13 protein-coding genes and 1 pseudogene are annotated in these 14,985 nt (G+C 61.1%); 10 read left to right on the forward strand and 4 right to left on the reverse strand.

What is annotated here, in order from left to right; genetic code table 11:
- Positions 1-73 precede the first annotated feature (73 nt).
- From GSQ93_RS14150 to hutG, 6 genes are all read left to right on the forward strand, one after another.
- A complete protein-coding gene (locus GSQ93_RS14150; protein ID WP_254073902.1) occupies positions 74-1,555 on the forward strand; it encodes an aromatic amino acid ammonia-lyase in 1,482 nt (493 codons plus the stop codon).
- A gap of 280 nt (positions 1,556-1,835) precedes the next feature.
- Entirely contained in the window at positions 1,836-3,518 is a 1,683-nt protein-coding gene (gene hutU / locus GSQ93_RS14155; RefSeq protein ID WP_158936317.1) for a urocanate hydratase, read from the forward strand.
- Between the two features lie 2 nt (positions 3,519-3,520).
- Positions 3,521-4,102 (forward strand): HutD family protein, encoded by a 582-nt coding sequence (locus tag GSQ93_RS14160; protein ID WP_158936318.1) that lies wholly within the window; start codon positions 3,521-3,523, stop codon positions 4,100-4,102.
- Position 4,103: 1 nt separating this feature from the next.
- Positions 4,104-5,330 carry an imidazolonepropionase gene (gene hutI / locus GSQ93_RS14165; RefSeq protein WP_158936319.1) on the forward strand — a complete coding sequence of 409 codons (1,227 nt, stop codon included), beginning with the start codon at positions 4,104-4,106 and terminating at the stop codon, positions 5,328-5,330.
- Positions 5,331-5,352: 22 nt separating this feature from the next.
- The gene (locus GSQ93_RS14170; RefSeq protein ID WP_158936320.1) at positions 5,353-6,738 is read left to right on the forward strand and encodes a formimidoylglutamate deiminase; all 1,386 of its coding nucleotides are present in this window, start codon (positions 5,353-5,355) and stop codon (positions 6,736-6,738) included.
- A 3-nt stretch (positions 6,739-6,741) separates the two neighbouring features.
- Complete coding sequence (hutG, locus tag GSQ93_RS14175; protein ID WP_158936321.1) at positions 6,742-7,551, forward strand: N-formylglutamate deformylase; 810 nt, start codon at positions 6,742-6,744, stop codon at positions 7,549-7,551.
- A 206-nt stretch (positions 7,552-7,757) separates the two neighbouring features.
- Here the strand turns inward: hutG and nadB are convergent, their stop codons facing one another.
- From nadB to radC, 4 genes are all read right to left on the reverse strand, one after another.
- Positions 7,758-9,356: an L-aspartate oxidase gene (nadB, locus tag GSQ93_RS14180; RefSeq protein WP_158936322.1), complete on the reverse strand. Its 1,599-nt coding sequence runs from the start codon at positions 9,354-9,356 to the stop codon at positions 7,758-7,760.
- Positions 9,357-9,620: 264 nt separating this feature from the next.
- Complete coding sequence (rpmG, locus tag GSQ93_RS14185) at positions 9,621-9,788, reverse strand: 50S ribosomal protein L33 (RefSeq protein WP_006478046.1); 168 nt, start codon at positions 9,786-9,788, stop codon at positions 9,621-9,623.
- An 11-nt stretch (positions 9,789-9,799) separates the two neighbouring features.
- Entirely contained in the window at positions 9,800-10,033 is a 234-nt protein-coding gene (rpmB, locus tag GSQ93_RS14190) for a 50S ribosomal protein L28 (RefSeq protein ID WP_031359861.1), read from the reverse strand.
- 329 nt (positions 10,034-10,362) lie between these two features.
- Positions 10,363-11,043 (reverse strand): DNA repair protein RadC, encoded by a 681-nt coding sequence (radC, locus tag GSQ93_RS14195; protein WP_158936826.1) that lies wholly within the window; start codon positions 11,041-11,043, stop codon positions 10,363-10,365.
- A gap of 471 nt (positions 11,044-11,514) precedes the next feature.
- Here radC and GSQ93_RS14200 point away from each other — a divergent pair, with 471 nt between their 5' ends.
- The 4 genes and pseudogenes from GSQ93_RS14200 to GSQ93_RS14215 all read left to right on the forward strand — a co-directional run.
- Positions 11,515-11,970, forward strand: a complete 456-nt coding sequence (locus tag GSQ93_RS14200; RefSeq protein WP_158936323.1) for a peptidylprolyl isomerase — start codon at positions 11,515-11,517, stop codon at positions 11,968-11,970.
- A gap of 2 nt (positions 11,971-11,972) precedes the next feature.
- Positions 11,973-12,929 (forward strand): 4-hydroxy-3-methylbut-2-enyl diphosphate reductase, encoded by a 957-nt coding sequence (gene ispH / locus GSQ93_RS14205; protein ID WP_158936324.1) that lies wholly within the window; start codon positions 11,973-11,975, stop codon positions 12,927-12,929.
- A gap of 489 nt (positions 12,930-13,418) precedes the next feature.
- Positions 13,419-14,690, forward strand: coding sequence for a branched-chain amino acid ABC transporter substrate-binding protein (locus tag GSQ93_RS14210; RefSeq protein ID WP_158936325.1), 1,272 nt, complete (start codon positions 13,419-13,421; stop codon positions 14,688-14,690).
- A 185-nt stretch (positions 14,691-14,875) separates the two neighbouring features.
- Positions 14,876-14,985, forward strand: a pseudogene (locus GSQ93_RS14215) (branched-chain amino acid ABC transporter permease); the annotation flags it as partial.

The raw sequence follows: 14,985 nt of genomic DNA on the forward strand, positions 1-14,985 counted from the left end.
GCCATCGATTGATCCTATCGTCATCGGCGCGGACTTGATTGACGGTGGCGGCCACGAGCGCACGCCGGCTTCTGTGTGTATCGACAAGCCGCTCGACTGGCGCGGTGTTGCCCGGATCGCGAATGGCGCGAATCTGGTGTTGTCGCCGGGGGCGCGCTCGCGGATCGACCATGCGCGCTCGCTGGTCGAGCAGATTGTCGAACGCCGGATTCGCGCGTATGGCGTGAACACCGGCGTGGGTGCGCTGTGCGACGTGGTTGTGTCGCCGTCGGAACAGCGCGCGTTGTCGCGCAACATCCTGATGAGTCACGCGGTCGGCGTGGGTGAACCACTGCGGCGTGAGGAGACGCGCGCGATCATCGCGGCGGCCGTGAACAACTTCGCGCACGGGCATTCCGGCGTGCGCCTCGAACTCGTGGAGCTGCTCGTCACGTTGCTCGACAGCGGGTTGACGCCCGAAGTGCCGGCGTTCGGCTCGGTCGGCTATTTGAGCCATATGGCGCATATTGCGCTGGTGCTGATTGGCGAAGGGTTTGTCCGCGACGTTACCGGCCGTATGAGCGCCGCCGGCGCGTTGCAGCGGCTCGCGCACGAACCGCTCGTGCTTGAGGCGAAGGAGGGCCTGAGCGTGGTCAACGGCACGCCTTGCGTGACCGGGCTTGCCTCGTTGGCGCTGGCCCGCACCGAGCGGCTGCTGGAATGGGCCGACACCATTTCGGCGATGTCTTTCGAGAATCTGCGTGGTCAAGCGGCTGCCTTCGATGCCGACTCGCTCGCGCTGCGGATATCGCCGGGATTGTCCATGGTGGGCGCGCATCTGCGTGCGCTTCTTGCGGACAGCGGCATCATCGCGGCGTCGTTGGGACGCAAGACGCAGGATCCCTTGAGCCTGCGCACCATTCCCCATGTGCACGGTGCGGCGCGCGACGTGTTCGCGACAACCGCCGAAGTGGTGAATCGCGAGCTCGCTTCGGTCACCGATAACCCCGTCGTTGCCGGCACGCTCGCGTCGCCACGGGTGTTTTCGCAGGCGCATGCGGTAGGCGCGTCTATCGGCCTGGCGATGGATAGCCTGGGCACTGCGGTGGCCGAGGTTGCCGCCATGGCCGAGCGGCGCATTGACCGGCTGGTGAATCCGCTGGTCAGCGGCTTGCCGGCCTTTCTCGCCGATGGCGGCGGCACGTGTTCCGGTTTCATGATCGCGCAGTACACGGCGGCGTCCCTGGTTGCTCACAACCGCCGCCTTGCGATGCCCGCGAGCCTGGATGGGGGTATCACCTCCGGCTTGCAGGAGGACCATCTGTGCCACGCGACGCCGGCTGCGTTGAAGGCGCTGGAAATCATCGCCAATGCCGAGCGGATCTTGGCTATCGAGTTGCTGGCGGCGACGCAGGCCTACGACCTGCAACCCGCCGACTTGTCTCGCGCACCTAAAACCGACGCAATTTATCGAAGCGTCCGTGCTGTTATCTCCCGATACCGCGACGACCGGCCATTGGCAGGCGATATCGCCGCAGCCTGGGCGTTCGTCCACGAGGCAAACCCCGAGTTTTGATTCATTGCCGTCTTGTATAGACAGATCCAATGCGCTCCTTTGCCGCCGATCCCGCCGTTTTTAAGCGGGATCGACGTCTCTCGCCCCATTTATACCCGGTCGTCAGCCCCGTTCAAGTAAACCCCTACCCGTTCGATCTGCACACCGCTTGCGCTCTGATTTATTTTGATTCAGACTTGTATATACAACTCGCCGACCAAGTTCCATTGCTGGCTGAAACGCCCTGCGGAATTGGCTGCAAGATACCGAATGTTCACCATCCCGTCCGAGGAGTGCTTTGATGAAAAACCACAACCCGCGTCCCCTGCGCGCACCGCGCGGCACCGAGCTTACGTGCAAGAGCTGGCTCACCGAAGCACCGTATCGGATGCTGCTGAACAACCTGGATCCCGAGGTCGCTGAGAACCCCGACAAGCTGGTGGTCTATGGCGGTATAGGCCGCGCTGCCCGCAACTGGGAATGCCTCGATAAAATCCTCGAAACGCTGCAGCGTCTGGAAAGCGACGAATCGCTGCTGGTTCAGTCCGGCAAACCGGTCGGCGTGTTCAAGACCCATGCCGACGCACCGCGCGTGTTGATCGCGAACTCCAACCTCGTGCCGAAATGGGCAACGTGGGAACACTTCAACGAACTCGACCGCAAGGGTCTGTTCATGTACGGCCAGATGACGGCCGGAAGCTGGATCTACATCGGCAGCCAGGGGATCGTGCAGGGTACGTACGAAACCTTCGTCGAAGCCGCGCGGCAGCACTTTAACGGCGACTGGAAGGGCCGCTGGATCCTGACCGCGGGATTGGGTGGCATGGGCGGCGCGCAGCCGCTGGCGGCGACGCTGGCGGGCGCGGTGTCGCTGAACATCGAGTGCGACCAGACCCGTATCGATTTCCGTCTGCGCACGCGTTACGTCGATAAACAAGCGAAGGACATCGATCACGCGCTTGAACTGATCAAGCAGCACACCGCCGCCGGCGACGCGGTTTCAATCGCGCTGCTGGGCAACGCTGCCGAAGTGCTGCCGGAACTCGTGCGCCGCGCCAAGGCAGGCGAGATCAAGCCGGATCTCGTCACCGATCAAACCTCGTCGCACGATCTGATCAACGGCTATCTTCCGGTTGGCTGGAGCCTCGAAAAGTGGCGCGCGGCGTCGCAGGATGAGACCCAGCACGCTGAACTGAAGGCCGCCGCGCAACGTTCGTGCGCCCAGCACGTCCAGGCCATGCTCGATTTCCACGCCATGGGCATTCACGCTGTCGATTACGGCAACAACCTGCGTCAGGTCGCTTTCGACGACGGCGTCAAGAACGCGTTCGATTTCCCCGGCTTTGTCCCGGCGTATATCCGCCCGCTGTTTTGCGAAGGCAAGGGTCCGTTCCGCTGGGTTGCGTTGTCCGGCGATCCGGAAGACATCTACAAGACCGATGCCAAGCTGAAAGAACTGTTCCCGCACAACGCAGGCATGAACCGCTGGCTCGATATGGCACGCGATCGCATCGCGTTCCAGGGTCTGCCGGCGCGGATTTGCTGGCTGGGCCTGGGCGAGCGTCATGTCGCCGGTCTCGCGTTCAACGAAATGGTCAAGAGCGGCGAGCTGAAAGCGCCGATCGTGATCGGCCGCGACCACCTGGACACGGGGTCGGTTGCCAGCCCGAATCGCGAAACGGAAAGCATGAAGGACGGCACGGACGCAGTCTCCGACTGGCCGCTGCTCAACGCGCTGTTGAACACGGCTGGCGGCGCGACGTGGGTCAGCTTGCATCATGGCGGTGGGGTTGGCATGGGCTACTCGCAACACGCGGGCATGGTGATCGTTGCCGACGGTACTGACGCAGCGCAGAAGCGTCTCGCACGCGTGCTGGTGAACGACTGCGCATCGGGCGTGATGCGTCATGGCGACGCCGGTTACGAGCAAGCCATTGCATGCGCGAAGAGCTTCGGCCTCGATCTGCCGTTCATCACGACCTGATCATGGCGGCGGCCTTCAGCATTATTCGCGCGGCCGATTTGAAGGCCGTGCCGTGGAAAAATGGCGGCGGTGCGACGCGCGAGATTGCGGCGTCGCCGCGAGGTTCTACCTTCGATGCCTTCGACTGGCGCGTGAGCGTCGCGGATGTATCGGCGGCGGGGGCGTTCTCGGTGTTCGAGGGCATTGATCGCGTGCTGACGTTGATCGAAGGCACGGAGATGGTGCTTACCGATGCTGACGGTCCGCGGCACGTTCTCGGTCGCTGGGATTCGCTCGCGTTCGCGGGTGAAAAGAAGATCACGGCAGAATTGCCGCACGGTCCGACCCGCGATTTCAACCTGATGTTGAGGCGAGACCGCGTGTCGGGAAGTGTGACGGTGCGGCGTGATGCTGCGGCGTTGAGCGTGGCGCAGCGCAGCGTCGTGCTCGTCTGTGCGCTCGGCGAATTTGCGGTGGAAGGCGAGCGTTTGTCTCAAGGCGATGCGCTTGTTTTCGAGGCCGGTGAACATGCTTTCTTAAACGTTGAGCCGGTTTCGGAAGGCGCGGTGCTTATCGACGCTCGTATAGTTCTAAAGGATCGCTGACATGACCGATAACAGCGTGCAAATCTGGCGCAATGCACGTCTTGCAGCGCGTGCCGATCCGGCAGATGTACTCGAAGACGCGGCGATTGTCGTGCGCGATGGGCGCATTGAATGGTTCGGCGCTGAAGCTGAAATACCGTCAGCATTTGCCGATGCTGTAAGTCACGATCTGGAAGGCCGGATTGTGACGCCGGGTCTCGTCGATTGCCACACGCATCTCGTCTACGCGGGAAATCGCGCCGAGGAATTCGCGATGCGGCTTGAAGGGGCGAGTTACGAAGACATCGCGAAACGCGGCGGCGGCATTGTCTCGACGGTGCGCAATACGCGCGCCGCGAGCGAGGACGAATTGTTTGCGCAGTCACTGCGCCGGCTCGACGCGCTGCTCGCCGAAGGCGTGACCGCGCTGGAAATCAAATCAGGCTATGGGCTGGATCTTGCGACCGAACGCAAGATGCTGCGCGTCGCGCGGCGGCTCGCAGCGGCGCGTCCGGTGACCATTTCCACGACGTTCCTTGGTGCGCACGCGTTGCCGCCGGAATACGCCGGCCGCGCCGATGACTACATCGCCCATGTCTGCGACGAGATGTTGCCAACGCTCGCATCGGAAGGCCTGGTCGATGCCGTCGATGTGTTCTGCGAGCGCATTGCATTCACGCTCGAGCAAGCGGAGCGCGTGTTTGATGCGGCATCGAAACTGAATCTGCCGGTGAAAATGCACGCCGAGCAGTTGTCGCTGATGGGCGGCGCGGCGCTCGCGGCGAAGCATCATGCGCTATCCGCCGATCACCTCGAATTCCTCGACGAACCCGGCGCAATCGCGATGCGCGAAGCCGGCACCGTCGCCGTGTTATTGCCCGGCGCGTTCTATTTCATCCGCGAAAAACAGTTGCCGCCTGTCGACCTGCTGCGTCGCCACGGCGTACCCATCGCGCTTGCCACCGACAGCAATCCGGGCACATCGCCGAGTACGTCGCTGCTGCTCATGCTCAACATGGGCTGCACGTTGTTCCGTTTGTCCGTGGCGGAAGTGCTTGCTGGCGTGACGCGTCACGGTGCGAAAGCGCTCGGTCACGCCGATGTAAACGGCGAAATCACAGTCGGCGCTAAGGCAGATTTTGTTGCGTGGGATATCGACTCGCTTGCGGAGTTGGCGTACTGGACCGGCCTTGATCGATGCGCACTGGTCGTGCGCCACGGCGCCGTGACCGTGGATAAACGAAAATAAGCGAAATTAAGCAGGATTCCACATGACTCGAAATAGCTTGTTTGCCGAACACGCGCGTTTGCAGGACGACTGGCGTCGCGACGTGCTGCTGGAATGGGACGATCACGGTACCTTGATCGCCGTTACGCCGGACAGCACGCAACCGGCTGGCGTGGATAAAGCCAAGGGTCCGGTGCTCGCCGGCATGCCGAATCTTCACTCGCATGCGTTCCAGCGCGCAATGGCGGGGCTCACCGAATATCGCGCGAATCCTACTGACAGCTTCTGGAGTTGGCGCGACCTGATGTACCGGTTTGCCGCACGCATTTCCCCGGACAGCATTGGCGACATTGCGCGCTGGCTTTATATCGAAATGTTGAAGGCGGGCTACACGTCGGTCTGCGAGTTTCACTACGTGCATCACGCGCCGGACGGCAAACCCTACGCGAATCCTGCTGAAATGGCCGCTCGCGTGGTAGATGCCGCTGCACAAACCGGCATCGGCATGACGATGTTGCCCGTGCTTTATCAATACAGCGGTTTTGGCGAGCGCGAGCCTGCATCCGGTCAGGCGCGTTTTGTCCACACGCCGGAAAGCTTGCTCGATGCCCTCGTTTCATTGCGCTCGACGCAGCCCGAAAACGGCAACCTGCGATACGGCGTCGCGCCGCATTCGCTGCGTGCGGTATCGAAGGAATCGCTGGGCCGTTTGCTCAGCGGACTCGACAGCGCGTTTCCAGGCGCGCCGGTGCATATCCACATCGCCGAGCAGACGGCTGAAGTCGAAGCCTGTCTCGAGACGCTGAGGGCGCGACCCGTACGCTGGCTACTCGATAACTTCGATGTGAACGAACGCTGGTGCCTCGTGCACGCTACGCACGTCGACGAAGACGAAGTCCGCGCCATGGCCGCGAGTCGCGCCGTCGCGGGCCTATGCCTGACAACCGAAGCCAATCTCGGCGACGGCATTTTCCCCGCGCATGCGTATCTCAACGACGGCGGACGTTTCGGGCTGGGTTCGGACAGCCATATCGCGGTCGACTGGCGCTCCGAACTGCGCTTGCTGGAATACGGACAACGGCTGACACGACGCGAGCGCAACGTGCTGGCATCGAATGAACAGGCGCACGTCGCCGATCGTCTCTTCGATGCCGCCGTACAAGGGGGCGCCAGCGCCACCGGTCGCGCGGTCGGCGTGCTGGAAGCGGGACGCCGGGCGGATTTCATCGTGCTCGATCCCGATCATCCGGCCATTGCCGGGCATGCGCCTGAGGCGTGGTTATCGGGCGTGGTGTTTTGCGAACACGGCGAGACGCCCGTGCTCGATGTGAGCGTTGGCGGGAAGCTCGTCGTCGAGGCGCGCCGGCATCGCGATGAACGCGAGTCATTCGGGCGGTATCGAAACACACTGGCCGGATTACTTAAATAAGGGATGCAGCCTGTGACCGATCAAGTTTTTACGTTGAAACGCGGCACTGCGCCGCTGCTGATTTCGATTCCCCATGCCGGCACACAGATTCCCGCCGACATCGCCGCCTCCATGACGCCGATCGCACGTGAAGTCGATGACACCGACTGGCATCTGGAACGTCTCTACGCGTTTGCAGTGGAGATGGGCGCGTCGATCCTCGTGCCCGCGAATTCGCGTTACGTGATCGACTTGAACCGCCCACCGGACGGCGCGAATCTCTATCCAGGACGCGATACGACCGGCCTGTGTCCCGTCGATACCTTCAACAGCGAGGCGCTGTATTCGGCAGGCGCTGCGCCTTCGGAGGCGCAAATCGCCGAGCGTCGCGAGAAGTATTGGCGGCCGTACCACGATGCGCTGGCTGAAGAACTGGCGCGTTTAAAAACTGCGCATGGCAAAGCATTGCTATGGGAGGCACATTCCATCCGTTCGCATGTGCCGCGTTTCTTCGATGGCAAGCTTTCCGACTTTAACTTCGGCACGGCGGGTGGCGAAAGCGCGGTTGCGGGTCTTGCAGAAAAGCTTGTAGAAATAGTGGTCGGGCAGGGCGCTTACACGGCGGTGGCTAACGGGCGCTTCAAGGGCGGCTACATTACGCGACACTACGGAGCGCCACATGACGGCATTCACGCGGTGCAGCTGGAGTTGTCGCAGGTGACTTATATGGAAGAGACGCGGCCGTACGCCTATGACGAAGCGCGCGCCGCACGGGTTGCGCCGTTGATGCGGGATCTGGTGCAATGCGCCGTGGATGCGGTGCGGTTGGCGTAACCGGAGTTGCCGGAAGGTTAGGACGATATAACCGCCGCCGATTGCTCCAAGGCTAAAAGCGAAAAAGCCATTCCAGTGTGCGTTGGAATGGCTTTTTACTTTCGCTAACGGGCTCTTGCCGCAAGGTTTCGGCACGCTCAGAGCGCGCCGAAACTAATGCGCTTTCCGCTACACAGCAGCGCAGCGCAATCCGCAATCCCCTCCGCTCACATTCCCCTGCGTTTCACGGCCGGCGGTGTCAATACAGTCGGCAGCGCCTTCGGCAACGTCTCTGGCCAGTCGCGGCTGAAATGCAAACCGCGGCTCTCGCGCCGTGAGCACGCACTTTCCACAATCAGCGAAGCGACATCAACAAGGTTGCGCAATTCAAGCAGGTCACGGCTCACCTTGAAGTTCGCGTAGTACTCGTGGATCTCGTCACGGAGCAGCGCTATCCGATGCTGGGCGCGTGCAAGCCGTTTATCGGTACGCACGATACCCACGTAATTCCACATCAGCCGCCGCAACTCGTCCCAGTTGTGCGCGACCACCACTTCTTCGTCTGGATCGGAGACGCGGCTTTCGTCCCAGGCCGGCAAGGGTGCGTGGCCACTCGCCGCGAAGCCGTCCTCTTCCATGGCTTGCGCCGCCGCACGCCCGACCACCAGGCATTCGAGTAGCGAGTTACTCGCCAGCCGGTTCGCACCGTGCAGCCCCGTGCACGATGTTTCACCCACGGCGTACAGGCCCGCGCGATCCGTGCGGCCGGCCAGATCGGTGACCACGCCGCCGCACGTGTAATGCGCGGCCGGCACCACGGGAATAGGCTCTTTAGTGATATCGATACCGAACTCGCGGCAGCGCGCAAGGATGGTGGGGAAGTGCTCCTGAAGGAACGCTTCCGGCTGATGGCTGATATCGAGATACACGCAGTCAATCCCGCGCTTCTTGATCTCGAAGTCGATCGCCCGGGCGACGATATCGCGCGGTGCAAGTTCGGCGCGTTCGTCGTGGGCGGGCATGAACCGCGTGCCGTCGGGCAGCCGCAGGATGCCGCCTTCCCCGCGCACGGCTTCGGAGATCAGGAAGGACTTCGCATACGGATGGAACAGGCAGGTCGGATGGAACTGGATGAACTCCATGTTCGACACCCGGCATCCGGCGCGCCACGCCATCGCAATACCATCGCCGGTCGCGGTATCGGGATTCGTTGTGTACAGATACACCTTGCCTGCACCGCCGGTCGCGAGCACGGTATGCGGCGCCTCGATGGTGACGGTACGTCCGCTGGCAAGATCGAGCGCATAAAGCCCATGACAGCGATGCCCGGGCAGCCCGAGCCGCTCGGACGTGATCAGGTCGATCGCGTGATGATCTTCCAGGACGGTGATGTTCGGATGATTGCGCACGCGCTCGTTGAGCGTGGTGACCACGGCGTGACCGGTTGCGTCGGCTGCATGAATTATTCGCCTGTGACTATGGCCGCCTTCACGCGTCAGATGAAAGCCAAGCTCGGCGGACAGATCCTTCGTGAACGGCACGCCTTCGCTGATCAGCCATTCGATAGCCGCCCGCCCGTTTTCCACGATGAATCGGGTAGCGGTCTCGTCGCACAAGCCACCGCCGGCGATCAACGTGTCGCGAACGTGGTTGTCGATACTGTCGGTCGAGTCGAGCACGGCCGCGATACCACCCTGGGCCCAGTCGCTGGCGCCTTCGCTTACGCTGCGCTTGGCGAGGATGGCAACGCGCCGCGTATCCGCCAGATTCAGCGCCACGCTCAAGCCAGCGAGCCCGCTACCAATGATTGCCACGTCGAAATTCATCCCGCCACGTCTCCGTCTATAGTTGTCCGCTGCGACTTTCGGGATTCACGCCGGTGGCATGGGGAAAGCCTGGTCGATAAGGATAGCGCGTGGCACGCTACGCGGCCACTTGGCCGTTCGGCCAGTAGGGCGAACAAGCGCATGCGAGTTCGGGCGGAGGAATTGCCAATCGGGCGCCAAAGGGCTGCCAATACCCCGGCGCCAATGCAAAAAGCCTCGCGTGAGCGAGGCTTTTCGTGATGCTGCAGCGAAAGAGACCAGATCTTATTTGATCTTGGTTTCTTTGTATTCAACGTGCTTGCGGACAACGGGATCAAACTTCTTGATCGCCATCTTTTCCGGCATGTTGCGCTTGTTCTTCGTGGTCGTGTAGAAGTGACCCGTTCCTGCGGTCGATTCCAGCTTGATCTTGTCGCGTGCGCCCTTGGCCATGTTCCTGCTCCTTAGACTTCGCCACGTGCGCGCAGATCTGCGAGCACGGAGTCGATGCCGTTTTTGTCGATCAGACGAAGGCCGGCGTTCGAGAGACGCAGACGAACCCAGCGGTTTTCGCTTTCAACGAAGAAGCGGCGATTTTGCAGATTGGGCAGGAAACGACGCTTGGTGCGGTTGTTCGCATGGGAAACGTTGTTGCCGCTCATCGGCCCCTTCCCGGTTACTTGGCATACACGTGCCATGAGAGCACTCCTAATACGCTTTAATTCTGAGTTCGAACGCCAGATACATTTTGGACCGCTTCGGGCTACCCGAGAGGTTTGCCCGAAATGATGACCGCGTACGCTCGGAACAGGTTGGTTGAAAGAAGCAAACCGAGATTCTACCCGCAAAAAACCAGCAAAATCAACTCTTTTTGGTACCGGACACGGTATCCGGCTATCGGGCCAGGGGCAGGTTTGGTGCGGTTTCCCGCCCGCAATGCCCCATTCAGGCTTGGTTTTGACGCGTTTTGCGGCCAGCAGCCTATCAAATCAGTGAATCAGCGGTCGGTTGTCACGTCGGCTGCAGCTCATGCCGGAATCCATCCCTGTCGCGAAAAAGAGAAAACTTCGTTCGACGTCACCACCAGATGGTCCAGCAGCCGGACGTCGATCAGGGCAAGCGAATCTTGCAGCACGCGCGTCAGCCTGCGGTCGTTTGCGCTCGGTTCGACGCCGCCAGAGGGGTGATTATGCGCGACGATCAGGCTGGCCGCATTTAAAGTGAGCGCCCGCCGCACAATTTCCCGAGGATAGACTGCAACACGCGAGATTGACCCCTTCGCTGATTCGTCCACGGTGATCAGGCAATGTCTGATATCGAGAAACAAGGTGACGAACACTTCATTGGGCCGCGTGCCGATCAGCCATTTCAAATAGTCTTCCACCGCCTGCGGGGCATCCAGCAAGGGCCGGTCGCGGGTTTTCTCCGCGAGCGAACGCTGGCACAGCTCTGAGACAGCGAGCAGCAGCGCCGCCTTAGCCGGGCCGATACCGCCGAACCTGCGTAATTCCGTCGCAGTCGTGCTCAGCACGCCTCTAATTGATTCGAACCGGACCAGGAGGTCGCGCGCCACGTCGACGGATGTCATCCCTGGGCGTCCTGTGTTCAGGAACAACGCCAGCAATTCGGCGTCCGATAACGTCTGGGCGCCCAGTTTTAACAGGCGTTCGCGCGGACGATCACGTGCGGGCCAGTCGAGCATGCGCATGACGGCAGGCTCGATCTGTGCGATAGGCTTCGCGGCGGACGGGGCGGCGGCCGCATAACGCGCGGTGTTCTGCACCAATTCAAGCCGCGCGTTCATGTCACGCTCCCGCCCGCGTGCAATGGCGGGAAGAACATTGCAACTAATTTTGAAATTAACGTGCGAAGTAACGCCGGATGTAACGCCGCATGTAACGTGAGAAGCGCCGACTGCCCGGCCCGTTCTCTATCCCGCCGGGGCATTGCTTGGACGGAGGCGAGGCGGTCGCACTGTGGCTTACAATGGCGGCTTGGCACTTCCCTGAGCGCCCGTTTGGCGGTTCGCCCCCCGAGGCCGTTGGTCTCGGCGGTGCGGTGCCCGGTTACCGGCCGAGCTTTCGCCACGACTGCGTCCTGTTTGGATGCCCGGCCTTTTATCGGACGGCGGAACGGGCTCAGAAGGTAATTACGGCTTTTACGGCTACCACAATCGAACATGAGCATCATTGATATTTCCGAGGTGAAACCCGGTTCGCATGTCACGCTTCACTACCGGCTTGCGCTGGTGGATGGAGCGGACATTGTCAGCACGTTCGCCGACAAGCCCGCCACGCTGTTGTTAGGCACCGGTCATCTTGCTCCGCCGCTTGAAGACATTCTGCTGGGTCTGAAGGTAGGCCACCACTCGACCTTTCGGCTGATGCCCGGTCAGGCGTTCGGTCCGCGCAACCCGGAAATGCTGCAATGGGTGTCGCTTGCCACGTTGCGTGAGAACGCGATGATCGGCGAGAATTTTTCTCCCGGTGACCTCGTCGAATTCAATGCGCCGGGCGGCGGCCGTTACGCGGGCGTGCTCAAGGAGGTCGGCGAGACCTCCGCGCTGTTCGATTTCAATCATCCGCTTGCCGGCCAGGCGCTGGCGTTCGAAGTGAAAATCATCGGAATTCTGTAGCCATGAGCTCCACTGACACCCTTCTCGATGTCGAAATTCTTCTCGCCCAGCCGCGCGGTTTTTGCGCCGGCGTCGATCGTGCGATCGAAATCGTGGAGCGGGCCATTGCGCTGTTCGGCGCGCCTATCTATGTGCGGCACGAGATCGTGCACAACGCTTACGTGGTCGAGGATTTGCGCAAGAAAGGCGCGGTCTTCATCGAAGACCTGGCGGATGCGCCTGAAGGCAGCACGCTGATTTTCAGCGCACATGGCGTCTCGAAGGCGGTGCGCGCGGAAGCGGAAACCCGCGGCTTGCGCGTGTTTGACGCCACCTGTCCGCTGGTAACCAAGGTGCACATGGAAGTCGCGAAGATGCGCCAAGACGGCTTCGATATCGTGATGATCGGGCACAAGGGCCATCCCGAAGTCGAGGGCACGATGGGGCAGAGCGGTGAGGGCATGCATCTGGTGGAGGATATTGAGGACGTGGAAGCGCTCACGCTTGCCGATCCCGACCGGATTGCCTACGTGACGCAAACCACGCTGTCAGTCGATGACGCCTCCGCGATTATCGGTGCATTGAAGTTGAAATATCCGTCGGTGAAAGAGCCAAAGAAGCAGGATATTTGCTACGCCACGCAGAATCGTCAGGACGCGGTGAAGTTTCTCGCGCCTCAATGCGATGTCGTCATCGTAGTGGGAAGCCCGAACAGTTCGAATTCGAGCCGGCTGCGCGAAGTTGCTGAAAAGCGCGGCATCCCCGCCTATATGGTCGATTCGCCCACGCAAATCGACCCGAAATGGGTGGAAGGGAAAAAGCGCATCGGCGTGACGGCGGGCGCGTCGGCGCCGGAAGTGCTGGCGCAGGCCGTGATCGCACGGTTGCGGGAGCTTGGGGTGCGTAACGTGCGCCCGCTGGAAGGGATCGAGGAAACGGTTTCGTTTCCGCTGCCACGCGGGCTGACTCTGCCGGGATGACGCAGCATTTGGCAACGCGTCGTCCTTCGATCGTGAATCTGAATTAGAGGCGACAGTCGAAAGTGTATTGATAGGCCGCTCCAACTTGTGTTGGCGCGGCCTTTTGTTTGCCCGCTGCGAAAAATATCGCACCCAAACGACGTATCCGCGAGCACATCGCCCGCGTCGCTACGAGAACGCCCGGATTGACCCGGTGATTTTGCACTCGCACCATGAAAGTGCGTTTCTGAGAATCCAAAGCGTCGCGAGGGCAATGTAACGCATCGGTGTTTACCCACGATGCCAGCCCGTGGTGCAACTTGCGCACCGACGCGGGGCGCAACCGGGTTGCTCCCATATCTACGCCAGAGGCCGAAGAGCGGGTTGCAATGGAGGAAAACCCCTGTCGCTGAACAATATTGCACGTCTCAAAAACCGAGTTACAATGCGCGCGTTCCAAGCCGGATGGGCTGGAAACATCAGCTTTTCAAGGCGCCGGAGACCTACTGAATGCGAATTAAGTTTGGCTTTGTCGTGACCATCGCGGCTGCGGTTGCGATGGCAACGGCGTGCAGCAAAAAGAATGACAACGAGCCGGCTGCGGGGGCATCGTCGGTGCCGGAAGCGTCGGCGACAGCCTCGGCAAGTGCGCCCGCCGTGCCGGCGTCGGCGGCATCGGTCGCTGCGGCCTCCGCGCCGGTCCCGGCCAGCGCCGCGACTGTTGTCAAGATCGGCCACGTCGCGCCGCTTAGCGGACCGCTGGCCCATCTCGGGCAAGACAATGAAAACGGTGCGCGGCTGGCTATCGAGGAAATCAGCGCGCAGGGACTGACCATTGACGGTCACGCGATTCATCTCGAACTGGACACACAGGACGACGCAGCCGATCCCAAGAAAGGGATTGCAGCGGCGCAGCAACTGGTGGCCGATCACGTGGTGGCGGTCGTCGGACATTTGAATTCGGGCGTGTCGATTCCGGCATCGAAGATCTATAGCGACGCGGACGTGGCGCAGATCTCGGGTGCGACGACCAACCCCGCGTTCACGCAGCAAGGGTTCAAAACGACGTTCCGTGTAGTGCCGACGGACGTGCGCCAGGGACCGGTGCTGGCGACCTACGCGCTCAAGACGCTGCACGCGCGGAAAATCGTGGTTGTCGATGACGCCACGCTCTACGGCCGGGGCCTCGCGAACGAATTTGCCAAGGCCGTGGTTGCAGGCGGCGGCCGCATTACGGGTCACGAAGTCACCAGCGACAAAGCGCGCGATTTCAAGGCAATACTGAACAAGATCAAGCGTGTACAGCCAGATGCGGTGATGTTCGGCGGCATGGACGTGACGGGCGGACCGTTTGCCAAACAGGCAGCGGCGATGGGCATCAAGGCAAAGATTCTTGGCGGTGACGGCATGTGTTCCGCCGACATGCCCACGCTCGCGGCCAACGCAGCGCCGAATGTGGTGTGCTCGGAATTGGGTGTGGACGTGTCGAAGCTGGACAAGGGCGGGGATTTCGCGCAGCGCTACGCAGCCCGTTTCCATCTGCCGCTCCAGAGCTACGCGCCGTTCACCTATGACGCCGTGTATGTGATTGTCGACGCCATGAAGCGAGCGAATTCGATTGAAGCGCCAAAGGTGCTGGCCGCGATTGCATCGACGGATTTCAATGGCCTGACAGGGCACATTGCCTTCGATGACAAAGGGGATTTGAAAGGCGGCGGAGCAATTACGCTAATCGATTTCAAGGATAACAAGAAGAACGTCATTGACGTCATCACGCCGTAAGCCTGTGTTGCGGCGCCGCGCGGCGAATGCACATCCGGTTGAGCAATCCCTCGATTCGTAGTCACTTTCGGACGTTTTAGAGTTTTTTTTCAAGTACGCGCGGTGCGTTTGCGTTTTTTTCTTCCCTTCGGTTTATCGGCCAGCGATAAAGCGTAAATCTAGTCGCATGGGCTAAGGAGCCTTCAATGGATATCTTCATCCAGCAGATTATCAACGGGCTGGTGCTTGGCAGCGTCTACGCCATCATCGCGTTGGGTTACACGATGGTGTACGGGATTCTCGGCATCATCAACTT

Origin of the sequence: Burkholderia sp. S171, from assembly GCF_009766085.1 — a bacterium.
Classification (GTDB): domain Bacteria; phylum Pseudomonadota; class Gammaproteobacteria; order Burkholderiales; family Burkholderiaceae; genus Caballeronia.

What these genes read in the sequence shown, in the direction of transcription:
- hutI (WP_158936319.1), top strand. Translation starts at nt 4,104, where the DNA reads ATGACCGATAACAGCGTGCAAATCTGGCGCAATGCACGTCTTGCAGCG.
- GSQ93_RS14170 (WP_158936320.1), top strand. Translation starts at nt 5,353, where the DNA reads ATGACTCGAAATAGCTTGTTTGCCGAACACGCGCGTTTGCAGGACGAC.
- hutG (WP_158936321.1), top strand. Translation starts at nt 6,742, where the DNA reads ATGCAGCCTGTGACCGATCAAGTTTTTACGTTGAAACGCGGCACTGCG.
- GSQ93_RS14200 (WP_158936323.1), top strand. Translation starts at nt 11,515, where the DNA reads ATGAGCATCATTGATATTTCCGAGGTGAAACCCGGTTCGCATGTCACG.
- ispH (WP_158936324.1), top strand. Translation starts at nt 11,973, where the DNA reads ATGAGCTCCACTGACACCCTTCTCGATGTCGAAATTCTTCTCGCCCAG.
- rpmB (WP_031359861.1), bottom strand. Translation starts at nt 10,033, where the DNA reads ATGGCACGTGTATGCCAAGTAACCGGGAAGGGGCCGATGAGCGGCAAC.
- radC (WP_158936826.1), bottom strand. Translation starts at nt 11,043, where the DNA reads ATGCGCATGCTCGACTGGCCCGCACGTGATCGTCCGCGCGAACGCCTG.
- rpmG (WP_006478046.1), bottom strand. Translation starts at nt 9,788, where the DNA reads ATGGCCAAGGGCGCACGCGACAAGATCAAGCTGGAATCGACCGCAGGA.
- GSQ93_RS14160 (WP_158936318.1), top strand. Translation starts at nt 3,521, where the DNA reads ATGGCGGCGGCCTTCAGCATTATTCGCGCGGCCGATTTGAAGGCCGTG.
- hutU (WP_158936317.1), top strand. Translation starts at nt 1,836, where the DNA reads ATGAAAAACCACAACCCGCGTCCCCTGCGCGCACCGCGCGGCACCGAG.
- GSQ93_RS14210 (WP_158936325.1), top strand. Translation starts at nt 13,419, where the DNA reads ATGCGAATTAAGTTTGGCTTTGTCGTGACCATCGCGGCTGCGGTTGCG.
- nadB (WP_158936322.1), bottom strand. Translation starts at nt 9,356, where the DNA reads ATGAATTTCGACGTGGCAATCATTGGTAGCGGGCTCGCTGGCTTGAGC.